The sequence below is a fragment of the Cribrihabitans pelagius genome (genome assembly GCF_048820915.1).
Taxonomy (GTDB): domain Bacteria; phylum Pseudomonadota; class Alphaproteobacteria; order Rhodobacterales; family Rhodobacteraceae; genus Cribrihabitans_A; species Cribrihabitans_A pelagius.
The window spans coordinates 33,043-57,961 of sequence record NZ_JBMERR010000012.1 but is presented as its reverse complement, the minus strand read 5'-3'; the positions used below and the strand labels follow the sequence as shown (position 1 = coordinate 57,961).

Genomic DNA, 24,919 nt, shown 5'->3' with positions numbered 1-24,919 from the left:
TCGCCCCCGCGCGCGCCGCCGGTGCGCGGCTTTTCGCTTTCAGGCGAGAGGCCCGCCTGCCCGGCAGATCGGGCGAGCCCGCCCCATCGAGCACGTTTTCCTTGGCGCGAGGTGCGGCACCGGCTCTACTGTCCGGGACCACAGCCAGGAGGAGCACCGCCATGACCGTGTCACTGCAAGTCTTCTACCCCGCCCTTCCAGACAGCCGCTTTGACCATGCCTATTACGCCCAGACGCATATGGAGCTTGTGGGCCGGCATATGGGTCAGTACCTCGAGCGGGCCATTGCGGTCCGGGGGCTCTCCGGCGGGCCGGAGACGCCCGCGCCCTACCACGCGGTGGCAACGCTGCTCTTTGCCACGCAGGAGGACATGAAGGCCGCGATGAAGGCCTCCGGGCCGGTAATGGCGGATATTGCGAATTTCACCGATGTGGAGCCGCAGATCCTGATTGGCGCGCTGATTTCCTGAGCTAAACCCGGCCTGTCTGCACGCCCGCGGGCGGCAGACAAAAGTCTTTGCAGGACTTTTTACAAGGAAATTGCAATTTCCTTGGCCCGCGCCGCCGCGGGCCTCACCACATCGTTTTGGCCGCCCGTGCACCCCAGGCGGCATCGTAGGACGCGCCGCCTTCCGCGCCTTCGGTCATCTCGGCCAGCACCGCGCCCATGCTGGGCAGGCCTGCGCTTTCATCCGCACCGCGCCAGGTGCCGGCCCGCATCAGCGCGCGGGCGCATTGCATGTAGATTTCCGCGATTGATATCACGATCACCGTGGCGGGCTGCTTGCCTGCGCGTTCGAACCGCGCCCGCAGCTCCGCATCGCCGGTGAGCCGGGCGCTGCCGTTCACGCGCACCACATTGTTCGAGCCGGGCACCAGAAACATCAGCGACACCCGCCCGTCCCGCACGATGTTGCGCAAGCTGTCGATCCGGTTGTTGCCGCGCCAATCGGGCAGCGCCAGCGTGCCGGGGTCGAGCTCGGCCACCACGGGGCCGTCATCGCCGCGGGGGCTTGCGTCGGTGCCCTCGGGGCCAACTGTGGCCAGCACGCAGAGTTTTGAGGCCAGGATCCACTCCCGGTAGGCCGGCGTCATCCGCGCCGCCACCTTGCGTAAGGAAGGCGCTCCCGGTTCCCCGTAGAGCGCCTCCAGCTCGTCAAGATTGCTGATATATTCCATCAGGCTCAAACCCCGCTTCCCGCATCAATGCATCCGAGCGCCGCTCGACCTGCTCTTCCAGCAACGCCATAAATTCATTGCGGCCGAGCCCCGGCTCCAGCGGCGGCAGGAACTCCACAACCGCCAGTCCCGGCTTGCGCATCAGCCCCTTGCGCGGCCAGAACAGGCCCACGTTGGTGGCGGCCGGCACGCAAGGCTGCTCCAGCGCCTGATACAGCACCGCGGTGCCGACCTTGTAGGGCTGCTTCACCCCCGGCGCCACGCGGGTGCCTTGCGAATAGATGATCAGCTGGCCGGGTTCGCGGCTTTCGGCGGCAACGCCTTTCACCATGCGCGCGATGGCGGCGCCGCGCTTGCCGCGGTTCACCGGCACACAGCCCAGCCGCTTGGCGTAGATGCCGATCACCGGCGTCCACAGCAATTCGCGCTTCATGATGAAGCGGGCCGAGGGCACCGCATTGAAGATAATCAGGATGTCGAGGAAACTCTGGTGCTTGGCGGCGATGATCACCTCGCCCCCGGGCACCGGGCCGCGCACCTCACTGCGGATGCCGACCATCCAGCGCGCGCTCCACAGGACCCAGCGGCAATAGCTCTTGCAGGCAACCCGTGCCCCGCGGCGCGAAACCAGCGCCCAGGGCGCAAAGACCAGCCCGATGACCAGCATTGCCAGGTAGATCTGGAATTCGAACAGGGCCGAGCGCAGCCACTGGAATGCGGATGTCACGAGAGTTCCCCCAAACGTTTGCGGGCCGCGCGGGCCGTGGCGGCAAAGGCCACCAGCGCGCCCAGCGGCGGGATCATGAGCGGCGCCAGCCAGCCCCAGCCCTGAAAACCAAGCCCGGTGAGAAAGCCGCCTTCTTCCGAGGCGGCAGGCATCAGCCAGACCCCGGCCATCCCCAGCACCACCCCGGCGGCGGTGCCCATCAGCGCCCGCAGGGTAAAGCGGCGCACGAAGGCCTGGGCGATATAGCTGTCGAGCGCGCCAACCAGCCGCAGCACTTCGATCACCTGGGCATTGGCGGCCAGGGCGGCATTGGCGGCAAGCGTGATCATCGCCGCGGTGGCGCCGCCGATCAGCAGGATCGAGGCCCAGGCCAGCCGGCGCAGCGCACGGGCCGCATCGACCAGAGGCGCGCGCCAGCGGGCGTGATCGTCCAGCACCGCGCCCGGCACCTCGGCCTGCAGCCGCAGCCTGAGCCCGGCGGCGTCATAGCCCGGATCATCCGCCGTCACCTCGATCAGCTGCGGCACCGGCAAGTCTTTGGCCGGCAAGCTGGAGCCGAGCCAGGGCGCGAGCAGGGCGGCCTGTTCTTCGGCGCTCAGCGCCCGCGCTTCGGCGACGCCCGGCGTCTGGCGCAGGATTTCCAGCGCCGCCTCGGTCTGCGCCGCGCGCTGTTCGGCGGGCGCGTTGATCCGCAGCGTGGCGGCGCGCGCCAGTTCCGAGGCCCAGCGGTCCGCCAGTCGCCCCGAGGCCAGCGACAGCGCCAGCGCAAAGACCGCAAGGAAAGCCATGGCGCCCGCGGCAAACAGCGTGAGATGCGCGGTGAAGCCGCTCGGCGGCACCACCCGGTCGGCCTGGGCATCGCCCAGGATCAGCTGGCGCAGCCGCGCGAGCCCGCCGCCGCTCACAGGTCGGCCCCCGCCGAATGCAGCCGCCCGCCCGAAATCCTGAGCACCCGCGCCTGCACCTGGTTCTTGGCGGCGCGGATCAGCGACAAATCGTGGGTGGCCACCAGGATGGTCTTCTCCATCCGGTTCAGTTCCACCAAAAGCTGCAAGAGCCGCTGCGACATCTCCCAGTCGACGTTGCCGGTGGGCTCGTCCGCGATGATGACGTCGGGCGACAGGATCAAGGAGCGCGCCAGCGCCGCCCGCTGCCGCTCGCCGCCGGACAGCTCCGGCGGCAGCGCATCGGCGCGCTCGGCAAGGCCGACCCAGTTCAGCAGCTCGCGGAGGTTGGCGTCTTCTTCCGACAGCCCGCGGCCCGAAACCGTGAGCGGCAGGGCGATGTTCTCGATCACCGGCAGATGGTCGAGGAAGCGGCAGTCCTGGTGCACTACGCCGACACGGCGGCGCAGATAGGCCATCTGGTCGCGGTCCAGCCCCTTCACGTCCATGTTGAAGGCCCGCACCCGCCCTGCTGTCGGGGTCAGCGCGCCATAGCAAAGCTTAAGGAGCGTGGTCTTGCCCGCGCCGGAGGGGCCGGTCAGGAAGTGGAACGAGCCCGGCGCCAGCCGCACCGAGACGCCGGAGAGCAACTCGCCGCCGCCGTAATTGTAGCCCACTTCGTCCAGCTCGATCACCGCTGCCCCCTTGTCATGCCGTGCCGTTGTGCCCCAAGGCCCCGGCAGTTTCAATGGGGCGCTGTTGCGGGTGTGCCGCCGCGGCGGAGGGCGGCCGGGCGCGGGCGCGATTGGGCCTTTTATGGCGGGGCGGAACTACCTATGATCGCTGGAAAACAACCTGCCGGCGGCCGCCCGGGCGCCGCGCCGAGGAGAGCACGATGCGCCTGACCTGTCCGAATTGCGCCGCCCAGTACGAAGTGCCGGATGACGTCATTCCTGCCGAGGGCCGGGATGTGCAGTGCTCGGAATGCGACCAGACCTGGTTCCAGCCCGGCGCCGCGGAGGAAGCGGAGGCAGGGCCGGGCCAGCCCGGCAGCCCGCTCCCGGAGCACGCCGAACCGGAGCAGGAGGAAAGGGCCGCGCCCGCGCCGGAAACCGCCCTGCCGGACTCCGCCGCCGGGAACTCTGCCGGGCCCGCAATCGAGCCGCCTGCCCCGCGGCCGCGCGGGCTTGACCCGGATCTTTCGGACATCCTGCGCGAGGAAGCCGCCCGCGAGGCCGCCCTGCGCGCCGCGGAGGCGGAGGCGGAGGCGCTGGAAACCCAGCCCGATCTCGGTCTCGACGCCATGCCCGGCGAGCCGCCCGCGCGCCCGCGCCGTCCGGACCGCAGTGAGCACCCGGAACGGATAGCGCGCAGCCCCCGCGGGGACCGGCCCGCGGACGCAGCGCAGGACCGGACCTGGCAGCGCAACGGGCTGGAGACCGAGGCCGCCGCGTCCGGCTCCCGCCGCGACCTGCTGCCCGACATCGAAGAGATCAACTCCACCCTGCGCGCGGGCGAAAGCGCCGCCGCAGCCGGGGCGGCCGAGGCCGGGGGCCGGCGCCGCAGCCAGGGCGGCTTTGCCCGCGGCTTCACCCTGTCGCTTCTGGTGATGCTGGCGCTGGTGATGGTCTATGCCAATGCGCCGGTGATCGCCGAGCGTCTGCCGCAGGCCGGCAGCGCGCTTGAGAGCTATGTTGCCTGGGTCGATCAGCTGCGGCTGTGGCTGGACGTGCAGGTGAAATCCCTCACCGCGGCGTAGTAGCCCCCTCGAAGCGCCAGATTTCCGGCTCGGCCGGCCTGCCCCGGAAGCCGCCGGGCTGCAGCCCTTGCGCGCCATCCGCCCGGCTGGCGCACCCGGCCGGAGTCAGAAGCGGTCGAGCAGCCGCTGCAGATAGCCGCGTTCGCTATCGCCGCGCTCGCGGTCGCCGGCCCGGCGGCGGATTTCCTCCAGCAGATCCCAGGCGCGGCGGTAGGCCTGGCCTTCGCCAACTTCGCCGCCGTCCAATGTACCGCGGCTGCTGCGGCCAAGCGGGTCCATCCGGTCGCCGCGCGCCGTGGCCGAGGGCTGGCCCTGCCCGTTCGGCTGGCCCTGCTGCTGTTGCGCCAGCGCCTCGCCCAGGCTGCGCATGCCTTCGCGCAGCGCCTCCATCGCTTCGGACTGACGGCCGATGGCATCGGCCAGATCGCCGCCGCGCAGCGCGTCCTCGGCACCGTCCATGGCGCGGCCTGCGCGGTCCAGCGCCTCGCGCGCGGCATCGCCCGCCTCGCCGCCCGCAAAGGGCAGGCCCTGCTGCTGGCGCTGCAGCTGCCGGCGCAGCGCCTCCTGACGATCCGCGAGGCTGCCCGCGTCCGGTTCCTGGAAACTGCCGTCCGGGCCGCGGTTCTGGCGGCTGCCGCCCTCGCCGCGGCCGGCATCGCTGCCGCGGCCCGTGCCCTGCTGGCCGCCGTCCTGATGGCTCTGGCCGCGGCCCAGACCGCCCTCGCGGCCTTCGTTGCCCTGGCTTTCGCCGCTCTGGGCGCCGGGGTTGAACTGTTCCTGCAGATCGCGGAAGGCCTGATCCGACAGCCCCTGCTGCTCGCGCAGGGTTTCCGCCAGCCCCTCCATCGCCTCGCGGCCCGCATCACCGCCCTGCCCGCCTTGGGAGCGGGTCACCCGCATGTTCTCCATCATCTGCTGGAACTCGCGCAGGGCCTGTTCGGCCTCGGCCATGCGGCCCTGCTCCATCAGCTCCTGAATGCGGTCCATCATCGCCTGCAGGTCGTCCTGGCTCAGCGTCATCGTGTTCTGGTCGCCGCCGCCCGGCTGCTCCGGGCCGGCCTCGGCCTGGCGGCTGAGCTGGCGCAAGTAGTCCTGCGTGGCTTCGCGCAGCTCCTGCATCAGGCGGGCGATCTCCTGGTCGCTGGCGCCGTCGCGCATCGCCTGGCTAAGCCGCTCCTGGGCGCGCTGCATCCGCTCCAGCGCGTCGCCCATGTCGCCCTCCTCCATCTGCAGCGCCAGATCCCAGAGCGCGGCCGCCACCTCCTCCTGCCGCGGCGCGGGGAGCGAGTGCTCCGAGATATAGCCTTCCAGCCGCCGCAGGATGCTGCGCAGCCGCAGGTAGTCGCCGTAGTCGCGGAAGACGCCTTCGGGCCGGTGCGACAGGCTGCGCAGGATACGCGCCACCCGCGGCGCATTGGCGCGCGACCACAACAGATCGCGCCGCTGCTCCGCCACCGCCGCCGCCAGCGGGTCGAAGAACCGGCGGGCGACCAGCGGCGCGTTATAGGCAGGCGCGGTGAAGTCCTGCCCGGCCTCGTCACGCACGGTGAAGCGGTAGGTGACCGGCAGGTTGGCCCAGGGGTGCTGGGCGAAATCCTCGATCAGGGTTTCGGTAAAGGCCTTGCGGCTGCCCGAGATCGGCAGCGGCAGGTCGACCACGATGTGGTCGCGGGCGTCCGGGTCGATGATGAGCCCGTGGCGCCGCTCGGCGCCGGCAAGGTCCAGCGTGATGGTGAGTGTGCCGCCCGCCACGCCGTAATCGTCGCTGGCGGAATAGGCAATCGCGGTCTCGCCGCCCGCATCCAGCTCGGGATCGCCTGCGGCGGCGGCCTTGGGCGGCTGGTCGGGGATCACCGCCACCTGCCAGCTGCGCCCGCCGGGGCCTGCGATCTCCAGGGTGCCGGAGCGCGCGGCCTCGAATTCATGCATCGGCGCGGCGGCCGGCCGCACCTCGCCCGCGCGGCCCGAGACGGTCTCCGCCAGCGTCAGCGCCCCCGTCTTGCCGTAAAAGCGCAGCGTCACCGCGCTGCCCGCGGGCAGCTCCAGCGGGCCTGCCGCCTGGTCGTTGAGGTAGAGCACCGGCAGGCGGGTATAGGCGGGCGGCTCCGCCCAGCCCTCCCAGGCGGGCCCGCCCAGCGCCGTGCCATTGCCGCCGGGCGCAATCCCGCGGACCGAGGCCACCTGCCAGAAGGAGCCGAACAGCAGTGCCACGACCAGCGCCAGCGCCGCCACGTAGCGCAGGGCAAAGGGGTCGGCAGCCGCGAGTTTGAGATCGGGCGCAGGCGCACGGGCGCGGCGCGCGGCCTCGGCCATGCGACGCCGATGCGCCTGCCAAAGCGCCGCCGAGGCGGGGTCATCCGCGCCGATGGCCTGCTGATCCAGAAGCGTGCTGACCGGCCGGCCCGGCAGAGTCTCGTCCAGCCGCGCCAGCGCTGCCGCCCGGCTGGGCCAACGAAAGCGCCAGAGGCCCCAGCCCAGCGCCGCCAGTGCGCCCAGCACCGTGGCAACGGTGCCCGTCCAGACCGCCTCCACCGGCAGGAGCTCGTGCAGCCCCAGCATCAGCGCCGCCAGCGCCGCCATCAGCACCGAGACCAGCGGCCAGAAGGCGCGCAAGCTCCGCTCCGCCGCCATCCCGGCCCGGGTCAGGGCCAGGGGGCGCCTCAGTCGCTTCAGCGCGTCGCCGATGCCGAGATTGCGGGCCGTGGTACGGTCCATGTTGCGGTCCATGTTGCGGGCCATGCGGGGCTCCCCTGCCGATGGCCCGCGCCGGAACGCGTCAGAGCCATTCGGGGATGGTATCGCGGTTTATCATTTCGTCAAAGTCCGGGCGCCGGCGGATGACCGCAAATTGATCCCCGTGCACCAGCACTTCCGGGATCAGCGGGCGGGAGTTGTACTCGCTCGCCATCACCGCGCCATAGGCGCCGGCACTGCGGAAGGCGATGAGATCCCCCGGCGCCACCGGCGGCATGGCGCGCTGGCGCGCAAAGGTGTCGCCGGTCTCGCAGACCGGGCCGACGATGTCATAGGGCTGGCTCTCCACGCCCGGCACGGGTTCCGCGACCGGCACGATGTCGTGGTGCGCTTCGTACATGGCGGGGCGGATCAGGTCGTTCATGGCGCCGTCGATGATCAGGAAATCGCGGCCCTCGCCCTGCTTCAGGTAGATCACCCTGGAAACCATCAGCCCGGCGTTGCCCGCGATCAGCCGGCCCGGCTCGATCTCGATCTCGCAGTTCAGATGGCCCAGCGTCTCCTTGATCAGCTGGCCGTATTCCACCGGCAGGGGCGGCGCGGTGTTGGAGCGCTCGTAGGGGATGCCCAAGCCGCCGCCGAGGTCGAGCCGGCGGATGTCATGGCCTTCGGCGCGCAGGGTTTCCGTGAGTTCGGCCACTTTTTGGTAGGCGAGACGGAACGGCTCCAGCTCCGTCAGCTGCGAGCCGATGTGGACGTCGATGCCGATCACCTCCAGCCCCGGCAGGGCGGCAGCGCGGGCATAGACCTCCCGCGCGCGGGAGATCGGGATGCCGAACTTGTTCTCGGACTTGCCGGTGGCGATCTTGGCATGGGTCTTGGCGTCGACGTCCGGGTTCACGCGGATGGTGACGGGCGCGACGGTGCCCAGCTCGACCGCGATGGCGCTGATCACCTCCATCTCGGGCTCGCTTTCGACATTGAACTGGCGGATGCCGCCGCTCAGTGCGGTGCGGATTTCCTCCGAGGTCTTGCCGACACCGGAGAAGACGATCTTCTCCCCCGGCACGCCCGCGGCCTTGGCGCGCAGGTATTCGCCCTGACTTACCACATCCATCCCCGCGCCCGCCTGTGCGAGGGTCTTCAGGATCGCCTGGTTGGAGGCCGCCTTCATCGCGTAGCAGACCAGGTGATCGGTGCCTTCCAGCGCCTCGTCGAAGAGGCGGAAATGGCGCAGCAGAGTGGCTGTGGAATAAACGTAGAAGGGGGTGCCCACCGCCGCGGCGATCTCGGTGACGGGAACATCCTCGGCGTAGAGCGCGCCGTCGCGGTAGAGAAAGTGATCCATGGCCCGCGTTTAGGGCAAAAGGGTCGGATGGATCAAATGATTCCGGTGGTCCGGCGGCGCGGCGTTATGCCCATGGCGGCCCCTCCCGCCCGTCGCGAGGCGCATCACAGATGCCCCCGCTCCCGTTGGGCCGGGCGCCGCGCTGGCGCGCGGCGGGCGCTACGGCCCGCCAGCGGGTAAAGGGCCGCGCAACGCCGTTCACCCTTGACGCGCTATCTGGATACGACTGGACAAGGCGCTTGAGGGCAATTCTGCTCCTCAAGCGCGTCGCAGCGGAAAACCGTCCGGAAATCTGTCAGCGCGCAATTTCAACCCGCTTCCCCTTCGACAGGGCACATCCCGCGCCGGGCGTCAGCACGGCGCTTGGCCCAAGGCTGCAATATGATCCCGCAGGGAGCATCTTCAGGCGCGGGAGCCACCCGTTGCCTCCGGTCTCAGCCGACAGGAGGCAGGTCCCAGTCAGAATGTGTGCGATGCTCCGATGCGAGCATAACCGGAGACGCTCACGCCGCCGGCCGGGGCGTCCTGCCCCCGGTCTGCCCCTGCCCCGCCGTTCTCACAGGCCGCCAGAGCCAGCAGGGCAAGTATCGCAATCGCCGGTTTCATCCCGCTCTCCTTTCCGGCAATCTCAAGCGCGCAAGCGCCCTCAGAACCCGAGGTAGACGTTGAGCGGCCCCTTGTGCAGGCCGACGCTGCCGCCCGCATGCACACCGCCGCCGCCCACACCGATGCCTGCGTTGAGGCTCGGGCGCACCGGCTCGCCATCGGCGCCGCAGGCGCTGAGTGCGAGGGCTGTTCCCAGGACCAGCAGCAAACGGGTCATCGGCGTGTCTCCCTTATCTGCCAGGATGCGCGGCCGGATATTCTCCCAGGCGCTCCCCGGCACAATTCCTCCGGCGCTCAGCCCAGGATCTCCTGCCAGCGTGCCACCTGAGCGCGCACCTGATCGGGCGCGGTGCCGCCATAGGACTGGCGCGAGTTTACCGAGTTTTCCACCCCCAGCACAGTGAAGATGTCTTCGGTGATCCCTTCGTGCACGCCCTGCATGTCCGCAAGCGACAGTTCCGGCAGGTCGCAGCCGCGCGCCTCGGCCATCGCCACCAAGGTCCCGGTCACGTGGTGGGCATCGCGGAACGGCACCTTCAGCACCCGCACCAGCCAGTCGGCCAGATCGGTCGCGGTGGAAAAGCCGGAGCCGGCCGCCGCCGCCAGGCTGTCGCGGTTGCCGGTCATGTCGCGCACCATGCCCTCCATCGCCGCCAGCGCCAGCATGAGGTTGTCGGCGGCGTCGAACACCTGCTCCTTGTCTTCCTGCATGTCCTTGGAATAGGCCAGCGGCAGCCCCTTCATCACCATCATCAGCGCGGTGTTTGCGCCGAAGATGCGGCCCACCTTGGCGCGGATCAGCTCGGCCGCGTCGGGGTTCTTCTTCTGCGGCATGATCGAGGAGCCGGTGGAAAAGCGGTCCGACAGGGTGACAAAGCGGAACTGCGCCGAGGACCAGATCACCAGCTCTTCGGCAAAGCGGCTGAGGTGCATGGCGCAGATCGAGGCGCAGGACAGGAACTCCAGCGCAAAATCGCGGTCCGACACCGCATCCAGCGAGTTGGCCGCCGGGCGGTCAAAGCCCAGCGCGCTTGCCGTCATCTCCCGGTCGATCGGGAAGGACGTGCCGGCCAGCGCCGCCGCCCCCAGCGGGCATTCGTTCATCCGCGCCCGCGCATCGCGCACCCGGGACAGATCGCGGCCGAACATCTCCACATACGCCATCATGTGGTGGCCCCAGGTCACCGGCTGCGCGGTCTGCAAATGAGTGAAACCCGGCATCACCCAATCGGCGCCCGCCCCGGCCTGGGTCAGCAATGCGCGGATCAGCGCCAGCAGGCCCGCTTCGGCCGCGTCCAGCTGGTCGCGCACCCACAGTTTGAAATCGGTCGCCACCTGGTCATTGCGCGAGCGGCCGGTGTGCAGACGGCCCGCGGGCTCGCCGATGATCTCCTTCAGGCGGGCCTCCACATTCATGTGGATATCCTCCAGCGCGGTGGAGAATTCGAAAGTTCCGCCCTCGATCTCTGACAAAACGGTGAGCAGCCCTTCCCGAATGGCTTCGGCATCGGTATCGCTGATCACACCCGTGGCGGCGAGCATCGCCGCATGGGCCCTGGAGCCTGCGATGTCCTGTGCAGCCATCCGCTTGTCGAACCCGATCGAGGCGTTGATCGCCTCCATGATCGCGTCCGGGCCGGCGGCAAAGCGGCCGCCCCACATCTGGTTCGAGGATTGATCTGTCATTGTGGTGAAACCCCGGAGATAAAATGCGTCTGTTTCGTCAGCTCACCCTTTATATGGCCCTTGCCGTGGGTGCAAATGCGGCATTTGCCGCCGATGGTCCCGCACTGGAGGCGCTGCGCCAGGGGGACATGAGAAAACTGGTGGTGCATTCCGAGCCCAAACCGGTGTCCGAAGTGGCCTTCCAATTGGCCGATGAGGCCGGCACCGCGACTTTGGCCGACTATCAGGGCAAGGTGGTTCTGTTGAACTTCTGGGCCACCTGGTGCGCGCCCTGCCGCAAGGAGATGCCGCAGCTGGCCGAACTCCAGGAAGAGCTGGGCGGCGCTGACTTCGAAGTGCTCACCATCGCGACGGGGCGCAACACGCCCGCCGGCATCCAGAAGTTCTTTGACGAGATCGGCGTCACCAATCTGCCCCGCCACCAGGACCCGAAACAGGCGCTGGCGCGCGAGATGGCGGTGATCGGACTGCCGATCACGGTGCTCTTGGACCGCGACGGCCATGAGGTGGCCCGGCTGCTGGGCGATGCCGAGTGGAACTCGGAGAGCGCCAAGGCGATCGTTTCAAAGATGATCGAGGGCTGAACCGCGCCTGCCGCCCCTGCCGTGGCGGCGCGCCCGGCACCCGCCGCCGGGCTGACCCGCCGGCAAATCGCACTATCCTCTTGGTTTGGCGGGCAGCCTCGCTGCCGCCCGCCTCCGCCGCGGAAAGAGGAGAAGCGAAAGATGAAACCTGTTGTGCTGCTGATCGGCAAGCTGCCGCATGTGATTGGCAATGTGGCGCGCGAGCTGGAGCATCTGCCGATCGAATGGCTGGGCGCGCATGACCACGCCGAGGTGGTGCGTCAGCTGGAGACCGAGCCCCGTATCAGATGCGTGATCATGGGCGCCGGGCTCGACGACCGCATCCGCGGCGACCTGATCGGAATCATTGCCGAGCAGCGCCCCGATCTCTGCATCCACCTGAAGGACCGCGCCTCCGGCCCCGAGGGGCTGGTGCCCTTTGTCGAACGCGTGGTGCGGATGGAGGTGCTGGCCGAGCCGCCGCAGGTGCCGCTCGCCGGCTGAGTCCGCCCGCTGACCCCGCCAGCCTGACCCAGTTTGGCTGACCCTGCTTGGCTGACCCTGCTTGGCTGACCCTGCTTGGCTGACCCCGCTTGGCTGACCCTGCTTGGCTGACCCCGCTTGGCTGCGCTTTGCTTGCTTATTTGGCTGTGCCTTGCCAACCCGCTTCATGCGGCTATACCCGGCCCGGCACCCCGGCGGCACCAGCTTGACCCCACGCCACCTTTGACAGGCGGCCGGCCCCGCCGCCACTCTGGCGGCGGGAGGACATCATGCCACTGTTGCTGTTGCTGGCCCTGGTGGCCGGCGGGATCTCTGCAATTGCCGTCCTGCTGCATCTGACCGGCTGGTCGCAGCGGGCGGTTTTGGACGCCGGAAGCGCCCGCCGCGCCTGGCTGCGCCATTGCCCCGAAGCCGGCCCTGGCGAGGTTCTGGTCAATGCCGCAAGGGACGCGGCGCTGCTGCTGCCCCGCACGGGCGCCGGGCCGAATGCCGCTGCTGCCGACACAGGCCTGCTCTGGGCCTTCGGCGCCGACACCGCCGCGCACAGCCTAGAGGGCGCGCGTATATCCGCTGTCCCGGCCGGGCTGCGGGTGGTGTTTGCTGATTTCGCCGCCCCCGGCGTCACCATTCGGCTCACGGATCAGGAGCGCGGCGCCTGGCTTGCCCGCCTGCCTTCGGCCTGCCTCTCACCGGCCTGCCAGCGCCCTGCCCCTGCCCCCGCATCCGGAGCCCGCGCATGACGGACGCCCTCACCTTCCCCGATGCCACCCAGCTTGCGGTGCCCTTCTTCATCGCCGCCATCCTGGCCGAGATTCTGTGGATCACCCTCAAGAAACGCGGCGGCCGGTACGAGACGCGGGATGCTGCCACCTCGCTCATTATGGGGGCGGGCAGCGTCGCCGAAGGGCTCTTGCTCGGCTTCCTCGCCTGGGGGTTCCTGATGTTCCTCTGGCGGCTCACACCGCTGGACCTCGGCACCTCGGCATGGGCGCTCGTCCTCTGCTTCGTGCTCGACGACCTGCGCTACTACTGGGTGCACCGGCTGGGCCACCGGGTGCGCTGGGTCTGGGCCTCGCATGTCAATCACCACTCCAGTCAGCACTACAACCTGACCACCGCGCTCAGGCAGACCTGGACCGGCACCTTCACCTTCATGATCATTGTGAAGGCGCCGATGGTGCTCCTGGGCTTCCACCCGGCGCTGGTGCTCTTCGTGGGCGGGCTGAACCTGATCTACCAGTTCTGGATTCATACCGAGGCGATCTCCCGCCTGCCGCGCTGGTTCGAGGCGGTGATGAACACCCCCAGCCACCACCGTGCCCACCACGGCCGCAACCCGCGGTACCTCGACTGCAACTACGCGGGCGTCTTCATCATCTGGGACAAGATGTTCGGCACCTTCGTGCCCGAGCAGGACCGCGACAAGCCGGATTTCGGCCTGGTCCGCAACATTGCCAGCTTCAACCCGCTGCGGGTGGCCTTCCACGAATGGGCGGGCATGTTCGCCGACATGCGCCAGCCGGGGCTGAGCTGGCGGCAGCGTCTGGCGTACGCGCTGGCACCGCCCGGCTACAGCCACGACGGCAGCCGCGACACCTCCGGCACGATCAAGGCCAGGCATCTTGCGCGCCACCCCGAAGACGCAGGCACTCCGGGCTTTCCCCGCCGCTGAGCCGCCCCGCGGCGGGCCCGGCGCGGCCTTGCGGAAAATTTGACAAAAATGCTGCGCTTAATTCCACGGCAACCCTTTTGCGCCAGAGTGCAGGCAGCCGCATACTGCGGCCTGCCCGGGCCGGAACAGGGAACCTAACACCGATGAGCAAGCGCCTCCATGCCGCAGACATGCCCGAAGGGGCCGACAACCCGCTCAGCGCGGCGGTGACCACCCGCGACCGCTCGACGCTCGACATGGTGGCGGAGGCGGTGCGCCACAATCAGACCGTGCTGGCCTACCAGCCGGTAATGCAGGCGATGCCGCCGCATGGCACCGCCTTCTACGAAGGCTATATCCGGGTGCTGGACGCCACCGGCCGGGTGATCCCGGCCCGCGATTTCTTCCATCTGGTCGAAGACAAGGAACTTGGCCGCGAGCTCGACTGCCTGGCGCTGAAACACGGGCTGCAGGCGCTGGAGCGGTTCCCCGGCATCCGCCTGTCGGTCAACATGTCGGCGCGCTCGATCGGCTATGAGCCCTGGACCCGGGTGCTGGAGCGCATCCTCAAGCGCGATTCCACCCTGGGAGAGCGGCTGGTGCTGGAGATCGGCGAAAGCTCCGCCATGGCCGCGCCCGAGCTGGTCACCGATTTCATGGGCCGGATGCAGCAGCACGGCATCGCTTTCGCACTGGACAATTTCGGTGCCGGGACCACGGCGATCGGCCACTTCCGCCAGTTCTTCTTCGATGCGGTCAAAATCGATGGCCAGTTCGTGCGCGGCGTGCACGCCAATCACGACAACCAGGCGGTGGTGCGGGCGCTGGTCAGCATCGCCAAGCAGTTCGACATGCTCACCGTCGCCGAATCGGTTGAACGGCCGGAGGAGGCCGAGTTTCTGGTTTCCATCGGCGTCGACTGCCTGCAGGGCTTCCTCTATGGCGCCCCCTCGGTAACGCCGCCCTGGGTCGAGTCACTGAAACAGCGCAGCGGCAGCTAGACGCAGGACCAAGGGCCCGCACGCGCCGCGCCGGCGGGGCAGCCCCGGCACCGCCCCGGTACTGCTCCGTTATTGCCCCGGCCAGCGCGGCGGCAGATGCAGCCTGCCGTCCTCCTCCGCGGCTTGCGCGCAACTCTCCTCTTTCCTGCAAGCCTGCAGCAGGCAGCCGTGCCAGCCAGGCCGCGCGTTCCGCCCTCGCCACCGCCTTTTCCCGGATGCCGCGTGCCGCCAGCCGCGTACCGGCAGCAAAGCCCCTTCTGCCGGTACGCCGCGCAAAGCCCTTGGACTTCCCCGCGCAGCCGCCGCTTCTTCTTTGGAAAAATACTCCCGCCGGAAGCCGCGCGCGTTTCAAGGCGCGCGTGCCAGAGGCGTTCCCATACGCCCGGCAAACTGCCCCCGCACCGCCGCTTGGCGGATTTCCCCGCCCCTGCTTCGCTTGCCGCGGTTGACACCGCCACGCGGCATGAGACACCCTGTCCATTGCTGCAGGTGCAGCAACGCGTTATGCCTGCATCCGGATAAGGGAGGAAACCCGGCCGCTGCGCCCGATGCCCTGCACGGCGCGCTGCCGCTTTTCCGTCAGACAATTGATGGCAGAGGACCCAGATCAATGACCAATGTTGTAATCGCATCCGCCGCGCGCACCGCCGTCGGCTCCTTTGGCGGCGCCTTCGCCAACACCCCGGCCCACGACCTTGGCGCCGCGGTGCTGGAAGCGGTGGTGGCGCGCGCGGGCATCGACAAATCCGAGGTGTCGGAAACCATCCTCGGCCAGGTGCTCACCGCGGCCCAGGGCCAGAACCCGGCCCGCCAGGCCCACATCAACGCAGGCCTGCCCAAGGAAAGCGCCGCCTGGGGCATCAACCAGGTCTGCGGCTCGGGCCTGCGCGCGGTCGCGCTTGGCGCCCAGCACATCCAGCTCGGCGATGCCTCCATCGTGGCGGCTGGCGGCCAGGAGAACATGACCCTCTCCCCCCATGCCGCGCATCTGCGCGCGGGCCACAAGATGGGCGACATGAAATACATCGACACGATGATCCGTGACGGCCTCTGGGACGCCTTCAACGGCTACCACATGGGCCAGACCGCCGAAAACGTGGCCGAGCAGTGGCAGATCTCCCGCGACCAGCAGGACGAATTTGCCGTTGCCTCGCAGAACAAGGCTGAAGCGGCGCAGAAGGCGGGCAAGTTCGCCGACGAGATCGCGGGCTTCACCGTCAAGCACCGCAAGGGCGAGACCGTGGTGGACCAGGACGAGTACATCCGCCACGGCGCCACCATGGAAGCGATGCAGAAACTGCGCCCTGCCTTCACCAAGGACGGCACGGTCACCGCGGCCAATGCCTCCGGCCTCAATGACGGCGCCGCCGCCACCCTGCTGATGAGTGCCGATGAAGCCGAGCGCCGCGGCATCGAGCCGCTGGCCCGCATCGCCTCCTACGCGACCGCCGGCCTGGATCCGGCGATCATGGGCGTGGGCCCGGTCTATGCCTCGCGCAAGGCGCTGGAGAAGGCCGGCTGGTCGGTCGCCGATCTGGACCTGGTCGAGGCCAATGAAGCCTTTGCCGCCCAGGCCTGCGCCGTCAACAAGGACATGGGCTGGGATCCGGCGATCGTCAACGTGAACGGCGGCGCCATCGCCATCGGCCACCCGATCGGCGCCTCCGGCTGCCGGGTGCTGAACACGCTGCTGTTCGAGATGAAGCGGCGCGGCGCCAAAAAAGGGCTCGCCACCTTGTGCATCGGCGGCGGCATGGGTGTCGCCATGTGCGTGGAGCGTCCCTGAATTGCGGCGCAGCGCTGATATCGAAGGACGCCCATCGGGCGTCCTTTTTTTGTTACACGCCCGCGCTAAGGGGCGGGGTGCGGCATTTTTTTGCGGCAGCGCAGCAAGTATGGGCGCGCAATATAGTTGCGCAAACACAACCAAGAATATAGCAAGATTACCAAGGGAAATATGAGGAGGATTCTCTAATGGCACGTATCGCACTCGTCACCGGCGGCTCCCGCGGCATCGGCGCAGCGATTTCCAAGGCGCTGAAGGAACAGGGCTGTCAGGTCGCCGCGACATATGCGGGCAACGACGACGCGGCCGCCAAGTTCACCGAGGAAACCGGCATCAAGACCTACAAGTGGAACGCCGCGAGCTATGACGAAAGCAAGGCCGGCATCGCCAAGGTCGAGGCAGACCTGGGCCCGATCGACATCGTGGTCGCCAATGCCGGCATCACCCGCGACGCCCCCTTCCACAAGATGACCCCGGAACAGTGGCACGAGGTGATCGACACCAACCTGACCGGGGTCTTCAACACCGTGCACCCGGTCTGGCCCGGCATGCGCGAACGCAAGTTCGGCCGCGTCATCGTGATCTCCTCGATCAACGGCCAGAAGGGGCAGTTTGCACAGGTGAACTATGCCGCGACCAAGGCGGGCGACCTCGGCATCGTGAAATCGCTGGCGCAGGAAGGCGCGCGCGCAGGGATCACTGCCAACGCGGTCTGCCCCGGCTATATCGCGACGGAAATGGTGATGGCGGTGCCGGAGAAGGTCCGCGAGTCGATCATCAGCCAGATCCCGGCCGGCCGCCTGGGCGAGCCCGAGGAAATCGCCCGCTGCGTGGCCTTCCTGGCCTCCGACGACGCGGGCTTCGTCAACGGCTCGACGATCTCCGCCAACGGCGCGCAGTTCTTCGTCTAAGCTGTTATAACAGCCAGAACGGCAAGGGCCGGTCCATCGGGACCGGCCCTTTTCCTATCCCGTAAGGACCCAGCGCTCAGGCCCAGCGGGAAACTTTCGGACGAAGACCCCCGCGCAGCCCGCGCCTGGCAACCAGCCAGTTCCATGCCTGTTTCAGCACAGCCCCGCGCGCCTCATGGGCGCGGGCCAGACCGGCCTTGATGTCCGATCGAGCAGAATATTCCAGCATGCCGGCCTCCGTTTGAGTTAGGATCTCTTACCTGTGACCAATATGCCCCCAGCCCGGAAAGCTTACAAACGAGAGTTTTCACCAACTCAGTTAAGCTGTACTTAAGTGACCATGAGCGACCGCCTGCCCCCTCTCACCGCCCTGCGCGCCTTCGAGGCCGCTGCCCGCCACATGTCCTTTGCCAAGGCAGCGGAGGAGCTGAACGTGACCCCCGCCGCGCTCTCCTTCCAGATCAAGTCGCTGGAGGAGCACCTGGGAGATGCGCTGTTCCGCCGCCTGAACCGGGCGGTGGAGCTGACCGAGACGGGCCGCACCCTGCAGCCCGGCATGACCGAGGGGTTTGCAGCACTCACCGCCGCCTGGCGCGCCACGCGGCGTTTGCAGGACAACACCACGCTGACGGTGACGGCCGGCCCCGGGCTCACCGCCAAATGGCTGGCGCCGCGGCTGTACGAGTTCGCCCGCGCGCATCCGGAGATCGACCTCAGGTTCTCCGCCACCCTGCGGATACTCGACTTCCAGCGCGACGACATCGATGTGGCGATTCGTTTCGGCTATGGCGAGGAGGGCGAATTCTACTCGGTCGAGGTGCCGCCGGAGTGGATGACACCGGTGATGACGCCCGAACTGGCAGAGCGCTACACCACGCCCGGAAGCCTGGTGGAGGCACCGCTGATCTTTGATGAATCGGTGGCCTTCCTGGACCCGCCCTGCGACTGGCCCGCCTGGTTCCGCAGCCAGGGCATCAACTTCACCCCCACCCATGGCGCGCATTTTTCCCAGGCCGACCATGCCATCGACGCGGCGCTGGCAGGCGCGGGCGTGGCGCTGGGGCGGCGCGGCATGGCGGTGACGGACCTTCACACAGGCCGCCTGGTCGCCCCCTTCAAGACTGCGATTGAGACCAAGGCGCATTTCCGCTTCCTCTGCGCGCCGGGCACCGAATCCCGGCCCCAGATCGCCGCCTTCCGCGATTGGTTTGTTGCCGAGATCGCGAAAACCGCCTACGTCTCGGAAGCATTTGAGATCATCCCAGTCGAGGACATTCCCCCGCCATGACCAAGACCCGCGCGACCGCTACCGGCTTCATTGCTGTCCTTCTGTGGTCGCTGCTTGCCTTGCTCACCGTTGGCTCGGAACCGGCGCCGCCGCTGTTGCTGAATGCGCTGTGCTTCACCATCGGCGGCACCCTAGGGCTGATCTGGACCGCCGCCGCCGGCAAGCTGGGGCAGCTGCGCGCAGTTCCGATGAAGGTCTACGCCTTCGGCACCGTTGGCCTGTTCGGCTATCACGCGCTCTACTTCTCCGCCCTGCGCCTGGCGCCTGCGGCCGAGGCCGGGCTGATTGCCTATCTCTGGCCGCTGCTGATCGTGCTGTTTTCCGGCCTCTTGCCGGGCGAGCGGCTGAAGCCCGGCCATCTGATCGGTGCGGCCTTGGGTTTTGGCGGTGCTGCCACCATCATTTCCGGCGGCGGCGAGGGGTTTCAGGCGCAATACCTGCCGGGCTATGGGCTCGCGCTGCTCTGCGCGCTCACCTGGTCCAGCTACTCGGTCCTGTCGCGCCGGGTCGGCCATGCGCCGACCAGCTCGGTTGCGGTCTTCTGCCTGGCCACCGCCGCGGCTTCCTGGGGGTTGCATTTCGCGCTCGAAGATACTGTCTGGCCCGCGGGCACCCTGGGCTGGGGCGCGACGCTGCTGCTGGGACTGGGGCCGGTGGGGCTGGCCTTCTACGTCTGGGACATCGGCGTGAAACAGGGCGACATTCAGATGCTCGGCACCAGCTCTTATGCGGCCCCGCTGCTGTCGACGCTGATCCTGGTGCTTGCGGGTATCGCCACAGCCTCCTGGAGCCTGGCGCTGGCGGCGGCGCTGATCACCTTCGGCGCGCTGGTGGCGGCGCGGTCCAGCGCCACCGCCTGACTGGACAGGCACAAAAAAGAGGGCCGCCGCAGCCGGCTGGCCCTCCGCTTCTAACCCCGGGGCTTGGCCCGGCGGGAACCTCAGGCTGTCTCGGCAGCCAGGCGCTCAATCTCTTCCTTCAGTTTGAGCTTCTGCTTTTTCATTTTTGCGATCTGCAACCCGTCGGTACTCGGCGACCGTTGGGCGTGTTCCACTTCCATGCTCAGGTGCTCGTGCTTCTTCTTAAGTTCGGTCAGGTGCGAGCTGAGGCTCATGGCACTCCTCCTTCATTGAGCTAGATTGTTGAACGTTTTGAGTGGAGCACAAGAACTGCCGCCTGTCACGCCGCAGCCGCAGCATTTTTGTCATGAAATATTCGTATAGGCCGTTCATTGCTCATATTGTTGCGCAGAACAGCGGATGCCGGCAGAGCACCCCCGCACCAAATGCCGCACCGGTTGAACCGGACGGTGCCGCCCCCCATATCAGCCGCCCGCGGAGAAGGGCGTTTTCAACGGCCCGCCGCACCTTCCGGCAAGCGTTTCAGGGTCCACTCACGGCCAGTCCAGCGCCGCGCCGCCGCGCAGCACGGTGCGCACCTCAGGCCGGTAGCTCTCGCCGTCGCCGTCGTGGCGCGCGCCCTCATGCAGCACCAGCGGCGCATGCAGCCGGAAGGCCGCCCGGCCCTCCTTGCGCGCCCGCAGGATCACCAGCTCCGCGGCCTTCCCCGCGCGCGGCGCCAGCGGCAGCACCTCCACCGAGCCGAGCCGCCCCTCGCAGGCCGTGAGCATTTCCGGCAGCCGGTCGGCGCGCTGGATCATGTGCAGATACCCCTTCGGCGCCAGCCGCCGCGCCGCCGTGCCGATCCAGTCAGCCAGCGGCGTCGCCTCCCCCAGCGCAGTGCGGCGGCCCGCGTCCTGCGCCGGGCTGTGAGCACCGGCCCGGTAGTAGGGCGGATTGGCGATCACATGGTCGAAACGGCGCTGCCGCAAGTCCGCTGGCAGCGCTGCCAGATCCGCCTCCCAGACGGTAAGCGCCGCACCGTTCTCCGCCGCGTTCCGCCGCGCCAGCGCGGCATAGGCGGGCTGCAGCTCCACCCCTGCGAGATCCAGCCCCGGCAACCGCGCCGCAAGACACAACAGCGCCTGCCCCGCGCCGCAGCCCAGCTCCAGGACCGCTTGCCCCGCCCGCGCGGGCACCGCAGCCGCCAGCAGAACCGGATCGACCCCGGCACGGTAGCCCTTCAGCGGCTGCCACAGCTGCACCCGGCCGCCCAGGAAACCGTTGCGGCTCAACTCATTTTCCGGAAACTGGCTCATTGTCCCATTGTCACCGGCCCAGCGGGATTTCGTTATCCGCCATCACCACAAGTGCGGCGTCATAATCCGCCGCCCGCACCATCAGCCGCCGCGGCAGAATGCCTATGCTGCCCTCCAGGACGCTCATGTTTACGTCGATTTGAAAGCAGTCTATATCCTCTCCCTCAAGAAGGGCTGAGGCAAAGGCCAGGACGGTTGGATCGGTGCTGCGCAGGAGTTCCTTCATGGGATGGATCTAAGGGCAAGGCCGCCGCATTGTCGAGGCTTGCAAGCAGGAATGTGATGGACCAAGTCATGAACAAGAAGCCGCACGAGATGCTGGCCGCCGCGCTGAGCCAGGAACTGGAGGAGGTGAACGCGCTGATCCGCACCCGGATGGCCTCCCGCCACGCCCCCCGCATCCCCGAGGTGACCGCGCATCTGGTCGAGGCCGGCGGCAAGCGCCTGCGCCCGATGCTCACGCTGGCCGCAGCCCGGCTCTGCGGCTACGAGGGCGAACATCACATCCGGCTCGCCGCGACGGTGGAGTTCATCCACACCGCAACGCTCCTGCATGACGACGTGGTCGACGAAAGCGCCCAGCGCCGCGGCCGCCCCACCGCCAACCTGTTGTGGGACAACAAGAGTTCCGTGCTGGTCGGCGACTATCTCTTTGCCCGCAGCTTCCAGCTGATGGTGGAGACCGGGTCCTTGCGGGTGCTCGACATCCTCGCCAATGCGTCCGCAACGATTGCCGAGGGCGAAGTGCTGCAGATGACCGCGGCCTCCAACCTGGCAACCGACGAGGACATCTACCTGCAAGTGGTGCGCGGCAAGACCGCGGCGCTGTTCTCGGCTGCGACCGAAGTTGGCGGCGTGATCGCGGGCGCGCCCGAAGCCCAGGTGCAGGCGCTGCACGCTTACGGCGACGCGCTTGGGATCGCCTTCCAGATCGCCGACGACCTGCTGGATTACCAGGGCGACAGCAAGGCCACCGGCAAGAACGTGGGGGACGACTTCCGCGAGCGTAAGCTGACTCTGCCGGTGATCAAGGCGGTGGCGCAGGCGACGGACGAAGAGCGCGTCTTCTGGCGCCGCACCATCGAGAAGGGCCGCCAGCAGGACGGCGACCTGGAGCAGGCGCTCACGCTGATGGCGAAATACGGCACGCTGGAGGCAACCCGCCAGGACGCGCTCCGATGGGCCGAGAAGGCCAAGGCGGCGCTCGCGGTCCTGCCGGAGCATCCGCTGCGCGAGGTGCTGCACGACCTGGCGGGCTACGTGGTCGCCAGGCTGAACTGAAGCCTTCTTCGGTCCGGGCTGTTGACAGGGAAGTGGGGGGGCTCTGCCCCCTCGGCCCCCTGGGCCTCACCCCCGGGATATTTTTGGCAAGAAGAAGAGGATCAGGTCCCGCGCGCGGCCCCCGCCGCGCGCCAGCGCGGCGCCCGGCCCTCGGGCGGGCAAGCCTCGGAGAGGCGCTGTCCCGTGCGCGGGAGCGCTTCCCTGGTCTGTGTCAGAGCAAGCTGCCTGCGGCGGCCCACCACTCCGGGCGGGTGCTGCCGATCCGGGTCTGCGCAGCCTCTGCACAGGCACGGCTGGGATAGAGCGCGAAGCAGGTGGCGCCGGATCCGGACATTCCCGCATGCAGGCATTGCGTCAGTCTAAGCGCGGCCAGCACGCCGGAGATCTGCGGCGCCAGCGCTTCGGCCGGGGCCTGCAGGTCGTTGCGCTGCTGCGCCAGCCACTCCGCCAGTTCGCGGGCGCTTTGCCAGCACGGCAGGTCTTCGGGCATGGGCGGGTTCTCGCGCTGCGCAAGCGCCTTGAAGATCGCGGGCGTCGGCACCGCGACGCCCGGGTTCACCAGCAACAGCCCGCAGTCCGGCAGGGGCGGCAGCGGGTCCAGCCGCCCGCCGGTGCCGCGCATCCGCTGCGGGATTGGTGCTGCGAGGCAGACCGGCAGGTCGGCGCCCAGGGCCAGAACGTCTCCGGCTGCGGGCAGCGGCTGCTGCCAGAGCGTGGACAGCGCCTTCAGCGCCGCCGCCGCATCCGAGGAGCCGCCGCCGATGCCCGCTGCCATCGGCAGGTGCTTTTCCAGCCGCAGCGCCGCGCCGCGCGGACTGCCGCCCGTCATCAGCCGGGCCGCGCGCAGCATCAGGTTGCCCCCGTCAGCAGGCACCCCCGCCGCCATTGGCCCCTCCACCGAGAGGCTCAGCGCCTCTGCCGGGGCGGCTGTGATGCGGTCGCCCACATCGGCAAAGACCACCAGCGAATCCAGCAGATGATAGCCGTCCGCGCGGCGGCCGGTCACATGCAGAGTGAGGTTGATCTTGGCGGGCGCAAACGCCTCAACCGCCATTGGCCACCTTCAAAGGGGCTGCGCCCTCTTCCGCCAGCACTGCGTCCAGCCCAACCTTCAGTTTGCGCCGGATCCGCTCCGGGTCGGCCTCGCCATCGCTGTCTTCGGGGTCGATGAAGGAGAGCGCCCGCTTCCACTGGAACTCCGCCTCGCGCTTGCGGTCCACGGCCCAGTAGACATCGCCAAGGTGGTCGTTCACCACCGGGTCCACCGGCATCAGCTCCACCGCGCGCTCCATGTGCCCGACCGCCTCTTCGAAGCGGCCGAGCCGGTAGAGCACCCAGCCCAGACTGTCGACGATATAGCCGCTGTCGGGCCGTGCGGCGACGGCGCGCTCGATCATCTCCAAGGCTTCATCCAGCTTGCTGCTTTTCTCGACCAGCGAATAGCCAAGGTAGTTCAGCACCTGCGGCCTGTCCGGGTCGAGCGCCAGCGAGGCGCGGAAGTCACCCTCGGCCTGCTCCCACTGGCCGAGCCGCTCATGGCAGATGCCGCGGGCGTAGAGCAGGAACCAGCGGCTGCCGTCGTCCTCGGGCGTGGCGGCCAGCGCCTTGTCGTAGGCGCGGGCGGCGGCGGCGTAGCCCTCCTGCTGGCGCAACAGGTCGCCCAGGCTCACGTAGACGCCGGCATGGTCGGGGTAGTCGCGCGACAGCTGCTCCAGCACCTCGATCGCGGCATCGGGCTTGGCGGCGCGGCGCAGCGCCTCGGCGCGGCCCAGCTCGGCGGCGTGATGGTCGGGGTGGCCCGCGGGCACCTGCTTATAGGTCGCGACCGACAGCTCGTAGCGGCCAAGCCGGTCCAGCAGGCCGGCGCTGAGCAGGATCGCATCCGCATGGTCAGGGCTCAGCGCCGCGGCCATGCGCACATACATCAGCACGTAGTCGTCGGCGGTATCGCCGTTGAGTGCCGCGCCGAGGGTAAAGAACACCTCCGCCACGCCGTCGCGCGCGCTTGGCGCGATGGTAAACGGCAGGGTCTCGCCCGCCTCCAGCGCGGTGGCAAGCCGCTCCAGCCCGGGGTCGAGACGGCTGCCGAAGCTCTCGCCCAGCACCGTTTGCGCCTGCTCGGTCCGGCCCAGCTGCGACAGGATCTGCACCCGTGCGATGGCGGCGCGGCGGCTGAGCCCGGTGAGCTGGCCGTCATCCGCGGCAAACAGCTCCTCGGCGCCGCCGTAGTCCCCGGCGGAGGCCAGCGCCAGCGCCCGGTGGTAGAGCACGAAGGGGCGCAGGCTGCCGTCGTCTGCCAGTTCATCGAAGCGTTTCAGCGCGCTGGAGACCGAGCCCGCGCCCATATGCGCCCAGCCTTCCAGCAGCCCGTCGACAAGCGGGTGGATCGCGTGGCGCGACAAGTCGCGGTCCAGGATCGCCTGGAAGTCGCCGCGGCGGGCGAAATTGCCTGCCATCACGATGTTGGCGGCCTGGCTGCGGGCGCCAATCTGCCACAGCCGCTCGGCCACCGGCACCGCGGCGTCGATCTGGCCCATCGCCAGCTGCGCGAACACCAGGTTCTCCATCAAGACCGGATTCTGCGGATCACGCGCCAGCGCCTGGGAATAATAGAGCGCGGCGGAGACGAAATCGCCGTCATAAATGGCCGCCCGCCCGGCCAGGTAGGAGCCCGCCAGCCCGCCTGCTTCGGCCATGGGCCCTGCGGCGGAGATAGCGGCCACTGCGGCCAGCGCCGCGCCTCGGAAGGGGCGAAAAAAGGATCGGGGCACGCGGGGCCTCCCTCTACGTGTTATATCACTGCTCAAGGGAAATCGTAGTGCGCGCGGCCCCTGCACGCAATGGGGCGGCCGCCTGGCCGCCCCCTGTTTTCCGGCAAAACACCGCCGGTTCC

At 68.7% G+C, this 24,919-nt stretch carries 26 protein-coding genes; 12 read left to right on the top strand and 14 right to left on the bottom strand.

What is annotated here, in order from left to right:
- Positions 1-161: 161 nt before the first annotated feature.
- Positions 162-470: an EthD family reductase gene (locus ACOHX0_RS12110; protein WP_420677027.1), complete on the top strand. Its 309-nt coding sequence runs from the start codon at positions 162-164 to the stop codon at positions 468-470.
- Between the two features lie 103 nt (positions 471-573).
- On the opposite strand, the gene ACOHX0_RS12105 is transcribed toward ACOHX0_RS12110, so the two are convergent.
- The 4 genes from ACOHX0_RS12105 to ACOHX0_RS12090 are packed head-to-tail and all read right to left on the bottom strand — an operon-like array spanning position 574 to position 3,485.
- On the bottom strand, positions 574-1,179 hold the full coding sequence (locus ACOHX0_RS12105) for a pyridoxamine 5'-phosphate oxidase family protein (protein ID WP_420677152.1): 606 nt from the start codon (positions 1,177-1,179) through the stop codon (positions 574-576).
- Positions 1,157-1,906, bottom strand: a complete 750-nt coding sequence (locus ACOHX0_RS12100) for a lysophospholipid acyltransferase family protein (protein WP_420677026.1) — start codon at positions 1,904-1,906, stop codon at positions 1,157-1,159. The genes ACOHX0_RS12105 and ACOHX0_RS12100 overlap by 23 nt, the downstream gene beginning before the upstream one ends.
- Positions 1,903-2,811 (bottom strand): cell division protein FtsX, encoded by a 909-nt coding sequence (locus tag ACOHX0_RS12095; protein ID WP_420677024.1) that lies wholly within the window; start codon positions 2,809-2,811, stop codon positions 1,903-1,905. The genes ACOHX0_RS12100 and ACOHX0_RS12095 overlap by 4 nt, the downstream gene beginning before the upstream one ends.
- Positions 2,808-3,485: a cell division ATP-binding protein FtsE gene (locus tag ACOHX0_RS12090; RefSeq protein WP_420677022.1), complete on the bottom strand. Its 678-nt coding sequence runs from the start codon at positions 3,483-3,485 to the stop codon at positions 2,808-2,810. Before ACOHX0_RS12090 ends, ACOHX0_RS12095 begins: the two co-directional genes overlap by 4 nt.
- 200 nt (positions 3,486-3,685) lie before the next feature.
- Between ACOHX0_RS12090 and ACOHX0_RS12085 the strand changes: the two genes are divergently transcribed.
- On the top strand, positions 3,686-4,549 hold the full coding sequence (locus ACOHX0_RS12085) for a zinc-ribbon domain-containing protein (protein WP_420677020.1): 864 nt from the start codon (positions 3,686-3,688) through the stop codon (positions 4,547-4,549).
- 105 nt (positions 4,550-4,654) lie between these two features.
- Here the strand turns inward: ACOHX0_RS12085 and ACOHX0_RS12080 are convergent, their stop codons facing one another.
- The 4 genes from ACOHX0_RS12080 to argH all read right to left on the bottom strand — a co-directional run bounded on the left by ACOHX0_RS12080 (position 4,655) and on the right by argH (position 10,883).
- Positions 4,655-7,264: a TIGR02302 family protein gene (locus ACOHX0_RS12080; RefSeq protein ID WP_420677151.1), complete on the bottom strand. Its 2,610-nt coding sequence runs from the start codon at positions 7,262-7,264 to the stop codon at positions 4,655-4,657.
- Positions 7,265-7,325: 61 nt separating this feature from the next.
- On the bottom strand, positions 7,326-8,591 hold the full coding sequence (gene lysA / locus ACOHX0_RS12075) for a diaminopimelate decarboxylase (RefSeq protein ID WP_420677018.1): 1,266 nt from the start codon (positions 8,589-8,591) through the stop codon (positions 7,326-7,328).
- A gap of 646 nt (positions 8,592-9,237) precedes the next feature.
- Positions 9,238-9,414 carry a hypothetical protein gene (locus tag ACOHX0_RS12070; protein WP_420677016.1) on the bottom strand — a complete coding sequence of 59 codons (177 nt, stop codon included), beginning with the start codon at positions 9,412-9,414 and terminating at the stop codon, positions 9,238-9,240.
- Between the two features lie 77 nt (positions 9,415-9,491).
- Entirely contained in the window at positions 9,492-10,883 is a 1,392-nt protein-coding gene (gene argH, locus ACOHX0_RS12065) for an argininosuccinate lyase (protein ID WP_420677015.1), read from the bottom strand.
- Between the two features lie 23 nt (positions 10,884-10,906).
- Here argH and ACOHX0_RS12060 point away from each other — a divergent pair, with 23 nt between their 5' ends.
- From ACOHX0_RS12060 to phbB, 7 genes are all read left to right on the top strand, one after another.
- Positions 10,907-11,467 (top strand): TlpA disulfide reductase family protein, encoded by a 561-nt coding sequence (locus tag ACOHX0_RS12060; protein WP_420677013.1) that lies wholly within the window; start codon positions 10,907-10,909, stop codon positions 11,465-11,467.
- 141 nt (positions 11,468-11,608) lie between these two features.
- On the top strand, positions 11,609-11,950 hold the full coding sequence (locus ACOHX0_RS12055; RefSeq protein ID WP_420677012.1) for a hypothetical protein: 342 nt from the start codon (positions 11,609-11,611) through the stop codon (positions 11,948-11,950).
- A 269-nt stretch (positions 11,951-12,219) separates the two neighbouring features.
- Positions 12,220-12,690 carry a hypothetical protein gene (locus ACOHX0_RS12050; RefSeq protein ID WP_420677011.1) on the top strand — a complete coding sequence of 157 codons (471 nt, stop codon included), beginning with the start codon at positions 12,220-12,222 and terminating at the stop codon, positions 12,688-12,690.
- Complete coding sequence (locus ACOHX0_RS12045; RefSeq protein WP_420677010.1) at positions 12,687-13,622, top strand: sterol desaturase family protein; 936 nt, start codon at positions 12,687-12,689, stop codon at positions 13,620-13,622. Before ACOHX0_RS12050 ends, ACOHX0_RS12045 begins: the two co-directional genes overlap by 4 nt.
- Before the next feature lie 143 nt (positions 13,623-13,765).
- Positions 13,766-14,602, top strand: coding sequence for an EAL domain-containing protein (locus tag ACOHX0_RS12040; protein ID WP_420677008.1), 837 nt, complete (start codon positions 13,766-13,768; stop codon positions 14,600-14,602).
- 610 nt (positions 14,603-15,212) lie between these two features.
- Positions 15,213-16,388: an acetyl-CoA C-acetyltransferase gene (locus ACOHX0_RS12035; protein WP_420677006.1), complete on the top strand. Its 1,176-nt coding sequence runs from the start codon at positions 15,213-15,215 to the stop codon at positions 16,386-16,388.
- Between the two features lie 188 nt (positions 16,389-16,576).
- Complete coding sequence (phbB, locus tag ACOHX0_RS12030; protein WP_420677005.1) at positions 16,577-17,299, top strand: acetoacetyl-CoA reductase; 723 nt, start codon at positions 16,577-16,579, stop codon at positions 17,297-17,299.
- A 76-nt stretch (positions 17,300-17,375) separates the two neighbouring features.
- Here phbB and ACOHX0_RS12025 read toward each other — a convergent pair whose 3' ends face one another.
- Positions 17,376-17,528 (bottom strand): hypothetical protein, encoded by a 153-nt coding sequence (locus ACOHX0_RS12025; RefSeq protein ID WP_420677004.1) that lies wholly within the window; start codon positions 17,526-17,528, stop codon positions 17,376-17,378.
- Between the two features lie 111 nt (positions 17,529-17,639).
- Between ACOHX0_RS12025 and gcvA the strand changes: the two genes are divergently transcribed.
- Together gcvA and yddG are read left to right on the top strand one after the other, a co-directional pair.
- Positions 17,640-18,587, top strand: a complete 948-nt coding sequence (gene gcvA / locus ACOHX0_RS12020) for a transcriptional regulator GcvA (RefSeq protein WP_420677002.1) — start codon at positions 17,640-17,642, stop codon at positions 18,585-18,587.
- Positions 18,584-19,447: an aromatic amino acid exporter YddG gene (gene yddG, locus ACOHX0_RS12015; protein ID WP_420677001.1), complete on the top strand. Its 864-nt coding sequence runs from the start codon at positions 18,584-18,586 to the stop codon at positions 19,445-19,447. The genes gcvA and yddG overlap by 4 nt, the downstream gene beginning before the upstream one ends.
- Before the next feature lie 80 nt (positions 19,448-19,527).
- On the opposite strand, the gene ACOHX0_RS12010 is transcribed toward yddG, so the two are convergent.
- From ACOHX0_RS12010 to ACOHX0_RS12000, 3 genes are all read right to left on the bottom strand, one after another.
- A complete protein-coding gene (locus ACOHX0_RS12010; protein ID WP_420667624.1) occupies positions 19,528-19,701 on the bottom strand; it encodes a YdcH family protein in 174 nt (57 codons plus the stop codon).
- 279 nt (positions 19,702-19,980) lie between these two features.
- Positions 19,981-20,745 (bottom strand): tRNA1(Val) (adenine(37)-N6)-methyltransferase, encoded by a 765-nt coding sequence (locus ACOHX0_RS12005; RefSeq protein WP_420676999.1) that lies wholly within the window; start codon positions 20,743-20,745, stop codon positions 19,981-19,983.
- A gap of 10 nt (positions 20,746-20,755) precedes the next feature.
- Positions 20,756-20,971 (bottom strand): putative signal transducing protein, encoded by a 216-nt coding sequence (locus tag ACOHX0_RS12000; protein ID WP_420676997.1) that lies wholly within the window; start codon positions 20,969-20,971, stop codon positions 20,756-20,758.
- A 56-nt stretch (positions 20,972-21,027) separates the two neighbouring features.
- Here ACOHX0_RS12000 and ACOHX0_RS11995 point away from each other — a divergent pair, with 56 nt between their 5' ends.
- Complete coding sequence (locus ACOHX0_RS11995) at positions 21,028-22,026, top strand: polyprenyl synthetase family protein (RefSeq protein WP_420676996.1); 999 nt, start codon at positions 21,028-21,030, stop codon at positions 22,024-22,026.
- 211 nt (positions 22,027-22,237) lie between these two features.
- On the opposite strand, the gene ACOHX0_RS11990 is transcribed toward ACOHX0_RS11995, so the two are convergent.
- The gene (locus ACOHX0_RS11990; RefSeq protein WP_420676994.1) at positions 22,238-23,080 is read right to left on the bottom strand and encodes a 4-(cytidine 5'-diphospho)-2-C-methyl-D-erythritol kinase; all 843 of its coding nucleotides are present in this window, start codon (positions 23,078-23,080) and stop codon (positions 22,238-22,240) included.
- On the bottom strand, positions 23,070-24,797 hold the full coding sequence (locus ACOHX0_RS11985) for a tetratricopeptide repeat protein (RefSeq protein ID WP_420676993.1): 1,728 nt from the start codon (positions 24,795-24,797) through the stop codon (positions 23,070-23,072). The genes ACOHX0_RS11990 and ACOHX0_RS11985 overlap by 11 nt, the downstream gene beginning before the upstream one ends.
- Positions 24,798-24,919 lie beyond the last annotated feature (122 nt).